At 55.3% G+C, this 11906-nt stretch carries 16 protein-coding genes, 1 tRNA gene and 1 pseudogene; 5 read left to right on the top strand and 13 right to left on the bottom strand.

Annotated features, from left to right (window positions below; translation table 11 throughout):
• Positions 1–50: 50 nt before the first annotated feature.
• The gene (locus ACK3EW_RS19590; protein WP_439119705.1) at positions 51–1631 is read right to left on the bottom strand and encodes an ABC transporter substrate-binding protein; all 1581 of its coding nucleotides are present in this window, start codon (positions 1629–1631) and stop codon (positions 51–53) included.
• A gap of 204 nt (positions 1632–1835) precedes the next feature.
• Positions 1836–1921 (bottom strand) — tRNA-Leu (locus tag ACK3EW_RS19585).
• A 151-nt stretch (positions 1922–2072) separates the two neighbouring features.
• On the opposite strand from ACK3EW_RS19585, the gene ACK3EW_RS19580 reads away from it, so the two are divergent.
• Complete coding sequence (locus tag ACK3EW_RS19580; protein ID WP_493807481.1) at positions 2073–3053, top strand: complex I NDUFA9 subunit family protein; 981 nt, start codon at positions 2073–2075, stop codon at positions 3051–3053.
• A gap of 31 nt (positions 3054–3084) precedes the next feature.
• Here the strand turns inward: ACK3EW_RS19580 and ACK3EW_RS19575 are convergent, their stop codons facing one another.
• The 6 genes and pseudogenes from ACK3EW_RS19575 to ACK3EW_RS19550 all read right to left on the bottom strand — a co-directional run bounded on the left by ACK3EW_RS19575 (position 3085) and on the right by ACK3EW_RS19550 (position 5621).
• Entirely contained in the window at positions 3085–3351 is a 267-nt protein-coding gene (locus ACK3EW_RS19575; RefSeq protein ID WP_493807480.1) for a DUF6455 family protein, read from the bottom strand.
• Positions 3348–3644 carry a DUF6455 family protein gene (locus ACK3EW_RS19570; protein WP_493807479.1) on the bottom strand — a complete coding sequence of 99 codons (297 nt, stop codon included), beginning with the start codon at positions 3642–3644 and terminating at the stop codon, positions 3348–3350. The genes ACK3EW_RS19575 and ACK3EW_RS19570 overlap by 4 nt, the downstream gene beginning before the upstream one ends.
• Positions 3641–3895 (bottom strand): DUF6455 family protein, encoded by a 255-nt coding sequence (locus ACK3EW_RS19565; RefSeq protein ID WP_493807478.1) that lies wholly within the window; start codon positions 3893–3895, stop codon positions 3641–3643. The genes ACK3EW_RS19570 and ACK3EW_RS19565 overlap by 4 nt, the downstream gene beginning before the upstream one ends.
• Before the next feature lie 131 nt (positions 3896–4026).
• Entirely contained in the window at positions 4027–4587 is a 561-nt protein-coding gene (locus ACK3EW_RS19560) for a DUF6455 family protein (RefSeq protein WP_493809763.1), read from the bottom strand.
• A gap of 12 nt (positions 4588–4599) precedes the next feature.
• A pseudogene (locus ACK3EW_RS19555) lies at positions 4600–4788 on the bottom strand (DUF6455 family protein); the annotation flags it as partial.
• 113 nt (positions 4789–4901) lie between these two features.
• Positions 4902–5621: a M48 family metallopeptidase gene (locus tag ACK3EW_RS19550; protein WP_493807477.1), complete on the bottom strand. Its 720-nt coding sequence runs from the start codon at positions 5619–5621 to the stop codon at positions 4902–4904.
• 130 nt (positions 5622–5751) lie between these two features.
• Between ACK3EW_RS19550 and ACK3EW_RS19545 the strand changes: the two genes are divergently transcribed.
• A complete protein-coding gene (locus ACK3EW_RS19545; RefSeq protein ID WP_085633168.1) occupies positions 5752–5991 on the top strand; it encodes a DUF8831 family protein in 240 nt (79 codons plus the stop codon).
• On the opposite strand, the gene ACK3EW_RS19540 is transcribed toward ACK3EW_RS19545, so the two are convergent.
• Positions 5988–6242 carry a DUF167 domain-containing protein gene (locus ACK3EW_RS19540; protein ID WP_493807476.1) on the bottom strand — a complete coding sequence of 85 codons (255 nt, stop codon included), beginning with the start codon at positions 6240–6242 and terminating at the stop codon, positions 5988–5990. The two genes, ACK3EW_RS19545 and ACK3EW_RS19540, sit on opposite strands and share 4 nt — an antisense overlap.
• Positions 6243–6320: 78 nt before the next feature.
• Between ACK3EW_RS19540 and ACK3EW_RS19535 the strand changes: the two genes are divergently transcribed.
• Positions 6321–6899 (top strand): nitroreductase family protein, encoded by a 579-nt coding sequence (locus tag ACK3EW_RS19535; protein ID WP_493807475.1) that lies wholly within the window; start codon positions 6321–6323, stop codon positions 6897–6899.
• A complete protein-coding gene (locus ACK3EW_RS19530) occupies positions 6896–7621 on the top strand; it encodes an EI24 domain-containing protein (protein ID WP_493807474.1) in 726 nt (241 codons plus the stop codon). The genes ACK3EW_RS19535 and ACK3EW_RS19530 overlap by 4 nt, the downstream gene beginning before the upstream one ends.
• Here ACK3EW_RS19530 and ACK3EW_RS19525 read toward each other — a convergent pair.
• Positions 7551–7847, bottom strand: coding sequence for a DUF1467 family protein (locus ACK3EW_RS19525; protein WP_085633176.1), 297 nt, complete (start codon positions 7845–7847; stop codon positions 7551–7553). The genes ACK3EW_RS19530 and ACK3EW_RS19525 overlap by 71 nt on opposite strands.
• Positions 7848–7881: 34 nt before the next feature.
• Positions 7882–8286 carry a methylmalonyl-CoA epimerase gene (mce, locus tag ACK3EW_RS19520; RefSeq protein WP_439121186.1) on the bottom strand — a complete coding sequence of 135 codons (405 nt, stop codon included), beginning with the start codon at positions 8284–8286 and terminating at the stop codon, positions 7882–7884.
• A 125-nt stretch (positions 8287–8411) separates the two neighbouring features.
• Here mce and ACK3EW_RS19515 point away from each other — a divergent pair, with 125 nt between their 5' ends.
• Positions 8412–9128, top strand: coding sequence for a response regulator (locus ACK3EW_RS19515; protein WP_493807473.1), 717 nt, complete (start codon positions 8412–8414; stop codon positions 9126–9128).
• An 86-nt stretch (positions 9129–9214) separates the two neighbouring features.
• Here ACK3EW_RS19515 and aspS read toward each other — a convergent pair whose 3' ends face one another.
• Positions 9215–10993: an aspartate--tRNA ligase gene (gene aspS / locus ACK3EW_RS19510; protein WP_493807472.1), complete on the bottom strand. Its 1779-nt coding sequence runs from the start codon at positions 10991–10993 to the stop codon at positions 9215–9217.
• Between the two features lie 131 nt (positions 10994–11124).
• On the bottom strand, positions 11125–11610 hold the full coding sequence (gene bchJ, locus ACK3EW_RS19505; RefSeq protein WP_493809762.1) for a bacteriochlorophyll 4-vinyl reductase: 486 nt from the start codon (positions 11608–11610) through the stop codon (positions 11125–11127).
• Between the last annotated feature and the right edge of the window lie 296 nt (positions 11611–11906).

Here is an 11906-nt window from a genome sequence, read left to right as displayed (position 1 = left end):
GTGTACCTGACCATGTTGGACGGGCGCACCACAAGGGCGCACCCGTACTATCAGTTCATTGTGAAGTATTTGATCTTCGGCTGATCCTCAGGGTCAACGTCGATGCCAACCTTTTCAGACATGCCCCAGTTCAGAACCTGGTGATGGATCGGGATATAGAGCTGTTCATCCTGAACCACACGCCAGATCGACGCGATGTCAGCGTTGCGTGCTGCGAGATCGGTGTTCGAAGCAAGCGATTTGATCTTCGCATCCAGTTCATCATTGTCGTAGCCGGTGCCATTCCAAGTGCCGATGTCCGATTCCCGGCCATGCACGAGGAAGTTGAAGACATATTCGGAATCGTAGGTCGGAACACCCCAGCCCAGCATGTAGAAATCGGTGTTTCCATCTGTGATAAGCGGGAAGTGCTGCGCCTTGGGTTTTGCGTCGAGATTAACAGTCACACCAATTTGGCCCATCATCCCGACAGCCGCCTGACAGATCGCCTCGTCGTTGACATAGCGGTCGTTTGGGCAATCCAGACGGATCGAGAAGCCATCCGCATATCCTGCCTCGGCCAAGAGCGCTTTCGCGCCCTCGATATCCGTGGTGGATTCGGAATCCATAGCCTCGGTCCAACCGTTGACAAAGGGCGGCGCGATCATACCAGCCGGCTCGCTTTGTCCACGCATCACAACCTGGCGGATTGCATCGCGGTTGATGGCCATCGACATCGCTTTGCGAACACGCACGTCGGCCAATGGGTTCTTGCCATCGACATTATCGGCTTCGATATCATCGGCGCCCATGTTCATTCCGAAGAAAATCACACGGTTCTGTGGCGCCTGTTTGACCATAAGCCCATCGGCATTGTTGACGCGCTCAAGGTCTTGGACGGGCATGTCCTGAAGGAAATCGACCTCACCCGACAGCAGCGCCGCAACGCGGGTCGCTGCGTTCTGGATCGGAGTGTAGACGATTTCCGTCACTTCCATCGGGAACTGGTCAATGCCCCAGTAATTGTCGTTCTTCACCATGACGGTCTTCACGTCCGGTTCCCGGCTTTGCAGCACGTAAGGACCGGTGCCATTGGCATTTGTGGTAGCAAAAGTGATCTCGCCACCTTCAAAGTCCTGCACGTTGGCGGTGTTGTTCGCTTCGGTCCAACCCTTGTCCATAATGAAAAGGTTGGTGAGGTTGGACGGCAGAATCGGGTTCGGACCATCGGTTACCATTTCAATGGTGTAATCATCCACCGCACGCACTTCGGTGATTGAGCCGATCAGCTCTTTCATGTCCGAGTTCGGCTGCTTGGCACGTTCAAAGCTGAACACAACGTCTTCAGCCGTAAAGTCGGCACCATCATGGAATTTCACGCCCTGCCGCAGATTGAAAACCCAGACATTGGGATCATCGGCACTCGGCGCCCAGTCGGTGGCCAGCGCCGGTTCGAACGCACCGGTCACGTCACGGATGATGAGCGGCTCGTACATCTGGTGGCGGATTGTGTGAGTCGGTCCTTCATTCTGTGCATGCGGGTCTAGCGTCAGTGCATCGCCAGAACGCGCCCAGCGCAGTGTTTCGGCGCTGACGGTTGCAGTCGTCGCCAATAGGGCCGCAGCCATAGATAAAGCAAATGTCGTCTTCATGAGACTTCCCTGTCGTTTGTTTTCGTTGGTGATTTGTTATTCCGACACTCTTTGCCAAGCGATCAAGATTGGCAAGCCCTTGGCAAGGCAGGCGGGCGCAACGTCAATTCAGGACAGGAAATTTTCCGATTTTCAAGCAGACCCCACAGCCGAATAAGACGCCAGAAACGTCATTTGGTTGCAATTGGAACTGTCTTGAAAATTTGGTGCCCAGGAGAGGACTCGAACCTCCACGGCCTTGCGGCCACTGGCACCTGAAGCCAGCGCGTCTACCATTCCGCCACCTGGGCAGGTGTCGTGAAGCTGGCGTTTAATCTGGTCCCGAAAGGGTGTCAACGGACTTTTTTAGACTTCCAGCTAAGGCTTTGCGGCAATCCTACACCTTGCCCGCACAGGCCTACGGGGATACAGGTCAGTCAAGCTATGACCGGGAGCACTCACATGTCCAAACTCGTCACGATCTACGGTGGCTCCGGCTTTGTCGGACGTTATATTGCACGACGGATGGCCAAGCAGGGTTGGCGTGTGCGCGTCGCGGTGCGCCGTCCGAACGAAGCGATTTTCGTGAAACCCTACGGTGTCGTTGGTCAGGTTGAACCGATCCTATGCAACATCCGAGATGACGCGAGTGTTCGTGCTGCGATGCAGGGCGCAGATGCAGTGGTCAATTGCGTGGGTATCCTTGCCAAGAACGGAAAAAACACCTTTGACGCTGTGCAGGCCGATGGTGCGGGCCGCGTTGCACGGATTGCTGCAGAGACAGGGATTCAAACGTTGGTGCATGTTTCCGCGATCGGCGCAGATGCCAATAGCGACAGTGACTACCAGCGCACCAAAGGCGAAGGCGAAGCCGCAATTCTGGAGCACATGCCCAATGCAGTGATCCTCCGCCCGTCCATCGTTTTTGGCCCCGAGGATGGCTTTTTCAACCGGTTCGCAGGCATGACGCGGATGGGTCCGATTCTTCCGGTTGTGGGCGCAGACACCAAGTTCCAGCCGGTTTATGTCGACGACGTTGCGCATGCAGCATGTTTGGCTGTCATCGGTCAGGCACCTGCAGGTGTTTATGAACTTGGTGGTCCGGACGTAAACACCTTCCGGGACCTGATGCAGGACATGCTCAAGGTCATTCGTCGGCGTCGTCTGATCGTCAATATTCCCTTTTTCGCCGCATCGATCATGGGCGGCCTGTTCGATTTCGCCAATGCCATCAGTGGTGGGCTGATCCCCGCGATGGTCACTCGCGACCAAGTCAAGAATTTGAGCAAGGACAACGTTGTCTCGGAAGCTGCAAAGACTTTTGCCGATCTGGGAATCAAGCCCGTCGCTCTCGAAGCTGTGCTGCCGGATTACCTGTGGCGGTTCCGCCCGTCTGGGCAGTATGCCGATATCAAGGACAGCGCGAAGAACTTGCGCGCCTGATCGGTTTCACCACCAAGCCGGATGGCCGCGTTCAGTGATGACGTGCAAGATTTTGCATGATGTCACCGTTGACGCATCCCGGAGGTGGTGTCTTTGCGAACCCCTTTTGATCGCCAAGCCAGCATTGGCAGCTCTTGACAAGGGCACATTGGCGACAGGCCGAGACCATGGACGCGTAGTCTTGTGCCGAAAGTCGATCCCGCGCCATCTCTTCGGACAGACTGACGCCCATGACCTTGGCAACGCTGCGCGTGAGCCAGAAGTGCAGTCCGGGGTCTCCTTTGAAAGATGTCGTCATGGACGTGGCCTTTCTGCAAGTCGTCTTAGTACGTCAGCGTTTCGGCATTCAGCCGGTGGTGCCGCGTCTGGGTCTTCGACATGTCTTTTCAACCAACGGTCGCAACCATCAACCCAAGTACAGGATCGGCACTTGGTCACCAGCTCGACCCAGTTTTCATGGTCTAGCGCGCCGCTCTGGGCTGCCTGAGCGGTATCGACGCCGCATGTTTTCGCCATGCGCTGGACGAGCCAATAATGCACCCCCGGACGGCCCAGCGGGCGCCATGCTGGAGCCTTCTGCGGACCAATCATTTCGACCTCAAGCCCTCGAAGAGATCTCCGTTGCGGCAGTACTCCGGCAAGTTCAGTTGCAGACCTGCAGTCTCAAGAAGGCACTTACACGCATCCGCCGCTGTACATCCCAGACATCTGTCCACCGCGCGCTCAAAGCGGTCTTCAGACAGCTCTGCGCGCATCATCAGTTCTTGCAAATCCAGCCCTTGTCGGTCGGCCATTGCCAGCACCAACTGTGTATGGGCGTTTCGTTTTGTTTCGTAGGTCATGACAATGCTCCCCATTGCTCTGACCTAAGGTTAAGCGGCGCTCGGGATATTGGCATTGATTCAGGTCAATGCCTTCTGGCAACTGGATTTCGGGGGGATCAAGATGTATGCTAAGCGCAGGCGCGCAAGCGTCACTGTTGGGTGGATGCGCGACAGGTCAACAAACGGCCAAATGCAGCGGCATTGGAACATCCCGATGGGAATGTGTCAGCAGAAATCTGTGCTTCATCCAACCAGTTCTGGCACTGGTCGCGAAGTGAACAGAGGCAACACTCCAGAACCATATTTGCGTATTGGCTTTGAGTGAAATCGCCGTCTTCCATAGCGCCACTGAGAGTCACGCCAATCTTTTTCGCCACGTTTCTAACCAGCCAATAGCCAAGTTCAGCGTTATGCAAAATCACATCGAGTTCGCGACCCGCATCTGTCGAATTATCAGGTGCGCTGTCCGAAGACTCCACTTGAAAACTTGTATCCGTGTTTTCAAGCAGCCACTCTTCGCACGTATACCGCCATTCCCAAGAGCGGCTTTGTTCCTCAAGGTAGCTCCAACTTTCAAGCTGGAGGCCATCATCCTCAAGTTCGATACATGTGTCGACGCCGAAAATTCGTGTTTGGGTAAGTTCGCTGTCGAAGAAAGCGGAATCGTTGGAAGAGACGAACTCGATCCCACACCAGAATGCGGTGTTCATCTGTTCCATCTGCTTCAAGAAATCGGAGTTGACGCAATATCGTGGCACTTGGAGCAAAGGCGTCGAGGCGTTTAGAATACCCTCGCATCTACCGCTTTTGGAACAAGACCAACACTTCTGCGCAGCAATCTGAAGATCATGCGTGTTGATCGACCCAAGCAACACTTGTTGCTCTAGATCAATACCGCACCGAGACGCCATGTGGAGCACCCACATATCTCTGCACTCGTCAAACATAACAACCTTTACGACATACAGCTTGCGGCAGCGTAAAAAGGTAAGGTCGGTATTGTCTTTGATCTACATCAAGCTCGCTATAGTCCAGCAGCCGTCCGCCGCACGATTTCCATGCGAGACGCATTTGGCGGATGCGTGCCGAGAAAGCGATTGCCCGGGTCTGGGATGCGATTGAAGAACTGAGCGCCCCTTACAGGATCATAGCCCGCGCGGGCCGTAATGACCGTTCCAAGTTGATCGGCCTCAAGCTCAAAATCTTTGGAATATGTGCGTGCCCCCAAGGATGCGCCAATCTGTTCAGCGGATTGCACCGCCGCTGCATCAGCACCGCCCAGTGCCACCAAACCCGAAAGGATCACCGCCCCGACAGCCGCGTTCTGTTGTGTTCTGCCAAGATGACCAAGGACATGGTGCGCGGCCTCGTGGCCCATCACAAAGGCCAGTTCATCCGCATTTTCGACAGACGCAATCAGCGCAAGATTGAACGCAAGAATGGGTCGTCCGGTTCGGTCCACGGTTTGAAATGCATTCGGCGGCTGTCCGGGGCGATCGTCCACGACGATCTGGAAATCGCAATTGGCACCTGGTGCCAGCCTTCGGCACTCTCTTTCGGCCACCGGCTCAACGGTCTGGACAACCGACACGAATTGGCGCGCAGCAATGCCAGCGCGGGTGCGAGCGTCCTGTTGCGAGATAGTCGCTTGTGAATTCTGGGGGCGCGGCTGAACCTGAGTTGAGGTCGCAGGAACGTCGCACGCCGACAACGCGACGAAAGCCAATAGTAGAAGCCAGCGCATCAAGACACTCCCTTTGTCTGAGATACTAGAAATAAGGTGGTTGCGCACCTCCTGCCAGAGCCGATTTCTTTGTGTGGTTTTCCACAGATGCTGCTTGGCAAGTGATAAAACTCCGCGCTAGGCTTTAAGTATGTTTAGCATCGAACACGAATTCGACTCGACTGTCGTGACGCTTGTTGATGAAGGTGAAGGCCCTCTCCAGGAAGACGTGATCGTTATCGGCTTTGAAGAATGCATCACAGTCGAGCAGTATGACCCCCGAACGGACAAGGTGAACAAAATCACTTTCTCGATATCTCAGATGCGCGATCTGGCAGCGTCTTTGTCATTGCCCGAAGGGGTTTATTCACGAGAAGAAAAGGCAGACTAGTCCACACGAAACTGTTTGTCGCGTGACTTTGCCCCTCTCACAAGGGCAAGCCGCGATTTCGGTACTCCCAAAGCTTTTGACAACAGCAGCATCACCGTTGCATTGGCTTGACCTTTGGCAGGCGGTGCCGTGACACCAACCTTTATAGTGTCGTTTTCACGTACCACCGTGTTGGCCCTCGCATTCGGCGTCACACGAACCCAAATTATTGTTCCTGTACTTGCAAGATCGGTGAGGCTGTTCTTCGACATTCATTCGTCCTATCACGCAAGAACCTGTCGCGCGTTCACAGCATGGACGCAGGACTGATCGACAAAAAGGGGGCCAAGATGCCTGACGCAAATCATGCCGTTCTGGACTTTCTTCATACACGACGGTCAAGACCGGCAAAACTGTTGCAGGAACCTGCGCCGGATCGGGACGCGCTCAAGTTGATCCTGACGGCCGCAGCACGGACACCAGACCATGGGAAACTCGAACCTTGGCGCTTCATCGTTCTTGAGAGAGCCGCTCTCAAACGGCTGGCTCTTGCAGTAGACCACTGTGGCGCGCAAACCGGGCGTGCTGCAGAAGATGTCGAGAAGGCACGTAAACAGTTCAGCGATAGCCCCCTTTGTGTCGCCGTCGTTGAAGTGCAAAAGCCCTCTGAAAAAATCCCTGCGATCGAGCAAACCTATTCTGCTGGGGCTGTATGCCTTGCTTTGCTCAACGCCGCCTTGGCCTCTGGTTGGGGGGCCAATTGGCTTAGCGGATGGCCAGCGCATGATAATGGATTCTGCGGCAACGCCCTAAGCCTTGCCGAGAATGAACGCGTCGCGGGGTTCATTCACATCGGCACTGCATCTGCTCTTCCGCCTGAACGGCCAAGACCCGATATCGACGCAATTACGACTTGGCTGGATACATGATCCTACGAAGCTTTTTCCTCACCCTCAGGCAACTGGGCGATGCTCGGTTCCGCAAGGTTCTGTTCCTCGGAATCGGCCTTGGGTTTGCGCTTTTGGTAGGTTTCTTTGCTGCATTGATGTGGCTTCTGAATACTGCGTTGGGGCCTGAGGCGACCCTGCCATTCATTGGCGAAGTGACTTGGCTTGACGATCTTCTGAGCTGGACCGCCTTCATTTCGATGATCGTTTTGTCGGTCTTCCTGATGGTCCCTGTAGCCTCGGCGATCACATCACTCTTTCTCGACGATGTGGCAGATGCCGTGGAAGATCGGCATTACCCACACTTGCCCAAAGCGGAGCGTGTCCCTTTTGGAGATGCCCTCCGCGATACGGTTAATTTCTTAGGCGTGCTTATTGCTGCCAATATATTCGCCTTGGTTTTGTATGTGATGTTTCCACCCTTCGCGCTTTTTATCTTCTGGGGATTGAATGGCTTTCTTCTTGGGCGGGAATACTTCACCCTAGCGGCCATACGCAGAGAAGGTCGCGCAGGGGCGAAAGCCCTGCGCAAGCGTCATATCGGAAAGATCTGGATCGCGGGCACTCTTATGGCGATGCCCCTGTCACTACCGTTGGTGAACCTCGTGATCCCTATACTTGGCGCCGCAACTTTCACCCACCTGTACCACCAAATTCAGGCGCAGGCCCCATCCGGCCAAAGAAATCCAGATCGCGTACTGTAATCCACCCGGACAGGATGATCCCCGCGATCACGATCCAAAGACCGATGCTGACAAATGTGGTGATCCAAGCCTTTTTCCTGAGGTTATGAACCTCGGGAGAACCGGCATGGGTTCCGGGTACGATCTGACCTACGTCGCCTTGCGTTTGCAATCTGATGGGAATGACGATCAAAAAGACCATGAACCAGATCACGGCAAAGAGAACGATAGCAGAGGTGATGGACATGGGTGCGCTCCTTTTTCCCTAATGTGGGGTGGCGTCAGACTTGTTCCAGCTCCACCAAGCATCCATTGAAGTCCTTGGGGTGCAGGAACAGTACAGGCTTGCCGTGTGCGCCGATCTTAGGCGTTCCATCCCCCAGCACGCGCGCCCCGGTTTCTTGGAGATGGTCCCGAGCTGCGATGATGTCATCTACTTCGTAGCAGACATGGTGAATACCACCGGACGGATTCTTTTCCAGAAAGCCAGAAATCGGGCTGTTTTCGCCCAAAGGGTAAAGCAGTTCGATCTTGGTGTTTGGCAATTCGATAAAGACGACAGTCACGCCGTGGGCGGGTTCATCCTGCGGCGCGCCGACCTTGGCCCCGAGCGCATTGCGATATTGGTTAGACGCTGCCTCGAGATCAGGTACGGCAATCGCCACGTGGTTCAATCGTCCAATCATCTTGTCTCTCCGTCTTTGCTTTGGCGGCTTATCCCCCGAGCCGGAAAATCAGACAAGAGGTATGGGCGCATTAACGCCCTGTTAGCCACACCCGCGCCAAAATGAAGCGACTCATGGAGGGCGAAATGATTGACGATGATGCATTTGACCATCTGCGCAGACCGACCGTGACACGGCCCCTACTAGGGCTCACCATCCTCGCGGTCGAAGACAGCCTATATGCCTGTGATGCTTTGCGACTGATGTGCCTGTACAGCGGCGCTCGCCTAAGGCGTGCGGATTGTCTCAAATCGGCACGTCGACATCTGCAGGTGTATCGTCCATCGGTCGTGATCGTCGATATGGGCTTGCCTGACGGCAATGGTGCAGAGCTCATTGATGACCTGCGCACGACATCGCCGCGCGTCAGTGTGATCCTCGCCTGCAGCGGTGATCCGTTTGCTGAAGATGTAGCCTATGCTGCGGGGGCCGATGGATTTCTGGCCAAACCGATCGCGAACCTTGGGGTCTTTCAGCACGCGATCCTTCAGCATCTTCCCCAAAACGCTCAGCCTTGTGGACTGCGAAATATCAGGTCTGACGTCATCCACCCCGATCTTGTCGCGTTCCGTGAAGATATGGCATATGTCGCTGAGCTTTTGGGCGGGCCAGTCGATGACAAAGTCATTTCCTATGTCACAGCTTTTCTGCGCGGAGTCGCCCTGACAGCAGAGGACGATGCCCTGCAGCACGCTGCATACGAACTGGCCGCGGCGCAATCTAATGGCGCACCAACGCTTGGTCCAGTGGCGAGATTGGCAGGACTGGTCCAGGCAAGAGTGCAAGACGCAGTGGCAATCTAAACAAAAGGCCGCCCTAAGCAGGACGGCCTGATATTGTTGAAGTCAGACGTTTAGGGACCGACGTGTTCGCCTATACAGCTCTCAGATCACGCCTCTTTCGGAAGCACCCTCAGTCCAAGTTCCATAAGCTGATCGCTTGTGGCGTCGGACGGCGCATTCATCATCAAGTCCTCGGCGCGCTGGTTCATCGGAAACATGATGACTTCCCGAATATTGGCTGTATCCGCCAGCAGCATTACCATGCGATCGATCCCCGCGGCACACCCGCCGTGGGGCGGCGCGCCAAAACGGAATGCGTTGACCATCCCGCCGAACCGCTTGCGCACTTCGTCTTCGCCATAACCGGCAAGTTCAAACGCCTTGAACATGATTTCCGGCTTGTGGTTCCGGATTGCACCCGAAACCAATTCGTATCCGTTGCAAGCAAGATCGTATTGATAGCCAAGCACATCAAGCGGGTTGTCGTTAAGCGCATCCAGACCACCCTGCGGCATCGAAAACGGGTTATGGCTGAAATCGACCTTTCCGGTTTCCTCATCGGCTTCGTACATCGGGAAATCCACGATCCATGCGAAGGCAAAACGATCCTGTTCCGTAAGACCCAGTTCATTGCCAATTTCCACACGGGCTTTCCCGGCCACTTTCTCAAAGCTCGCAGGCTTGCCACCCAAGAAAAACGCCGCGTCACCGACGCCTAATCCCAGATGTTGACGGATCGCTTCGGTGCGCTCGGGGCCGATATTCTTGGCCAGTGGCCCGGCGGCTTCCATTCCATCGTCGCCGTCACGCCAGAAGATATACCCCATGCCGGGCAATCCTTCCTTCTGCGCAAACGCGTTCATGCGATCACAAAATTTTCGGCTGCCACCACCCGGTGCCGGGATCGCGCGAATTTCGGTGCCGTCCTGCTCAAGCAGTTTCGCGAAAATTGCAAAACCCGACCCACGGAAGTGATCAGAAACGATCTGCATCTTTATCGGGTTGCGCAAGTCAGGCTTGTCGGTGCCATACCACAGCGCTGCATCGCGATATGAGATCTGTGGCCACTCGGCATCCACTTTACGGCCACCGCCAAATTCTTCGAATACGCCCTGCATAACCGGCTGAATTGTGTCGAACACATCCTGCTGACTGACAAAGGACATCTCAAGGTCGAGCTGGTAGAAGTCCGTCGGAGAGCGGTCGGCACGCGGATCTTCATCCCGGAAGCAAGGCGCGATCTGGAAGTACTTGTCAAAGCCACTAACCATGATCAGCTGTTTGAACTGCTGCGGAGCCTGCGGAAGTGCATAGAACTTTCCGGGGTGCAGACGACTTGGCACCAAAAAATCCCGGGCCCCCTCGGGGCTTGAGGCCGTGATAATCGGCGTTTGATATTCGCGGAAATTCTGATCCCACATCCGTTTTCGGATCGACGAGACCACATCCGAGCGCAATGTCATGTTGCGTTGCATCGCTTCGCGGCGCAGGTCGAGGAAGCGGTAACGAAGACGCGTTTCCTCGGGATACTCCTGATCGCCAAAGACGATGAGCGGCAGCTCCTCGGCTGCGCCCAAGACTTCGAGGTCGCGGATGAAAACTTCGATTTCACCGGTCGGAAGCTTTGGGTTCGTAAGGCTTGCATCGCGTGCCTTCACCACGCCGTCGATCCGGATACACCATTCCGACCGTACTTTTTCGACATCGGCAAAGACCGGGCTGTCCGGATCGCAAAGAAGCTGTGTCACGCCGTAATGATCCCGCAAATCGATGAACAAAACGCCACCGTGGTCCCGGATACGGTGCACCCAGCCAGACAGGCGAACGGTCTGGCCAACGTCGGCCTTGGTCAGATCGGCGCACGTGTGGCTGCGAAAGGCATGCATGTCGGATTCCCAATTCTGTGTATATGTCAGGTCGCTCGGCTCAATGATGCAGGATCGTGAAAAAGTCCAGACATAGCGTAGCACTTGGCAGATTGAGCGCCACTACGTGATGCGATAGGGTGGACGCCTTGTCAGGCCATCGAAAGCTCAAAGCGGCAGGACTCTCCGCCAGCGGCGCAACATTGTGTTTCTTGGCACCGGAGTCGGATGTCGACTGCTCTTGCGAATACGTTTTCCAGCACAGTTTGCTGAAACAGGCAGACTGGGACGTCGCTGGTTTCAGACCGCGTGACTGGGTTGTTGGAAATTTCGAGCATCGAGGTGCGCAAGACGCGGAAATCTCCGCTGCCCGAAAACGTCCATGCGCTTTGCGTTGTGGTGCGGACAAGCATCCATGTTGCAAGCGACCATGGCAATCGGCGCAACAGGTCTCGAGCAGATGCGTCCAACCGATAATCCAAAACCACCTGCGCCGCTTTTTCGCCGGCGGTCACCATGATGTCGCGCCAAATTTCAGGCAAATCACGACGAATTCCCTGATGGAGTTGCGCGACAAGTCGCTCCCTGACCGGGTCTTGGGGGGACGGAAGGAACTTCAACCCGGCCTCTTGGAAAATTCGGTCCTTTCTTCGGCACCCGCGTATGTTTCAAGAACCTCATGGATCGGGAGAATCATGTTGGAGCTCATGAAGGTCCTCTCGCGAGGCTGTTTTAACGGACCTTTCATCGGCGCGGTCATTCTTGTCTCTCACCCCCATCGCACGCGGAGTGATCCGCCCCAATGTTGCCATACCCGCGAAGTCGTCAACGCTGCGTACGGGTCCTGACATTTTCTTTGAAGCAGTTCTGGTGCGCGCCTCCCGCGAAAGAATTGCTCTCTGGTGCCCCAAAACTTTATCGAAAGATCGAATAA

The organism is Marivita sp. NO-S04, from assembly GCF_059070475.1.
This window is presented reverse-complemented; position numbering and strand designations above follow the sequence as displayed.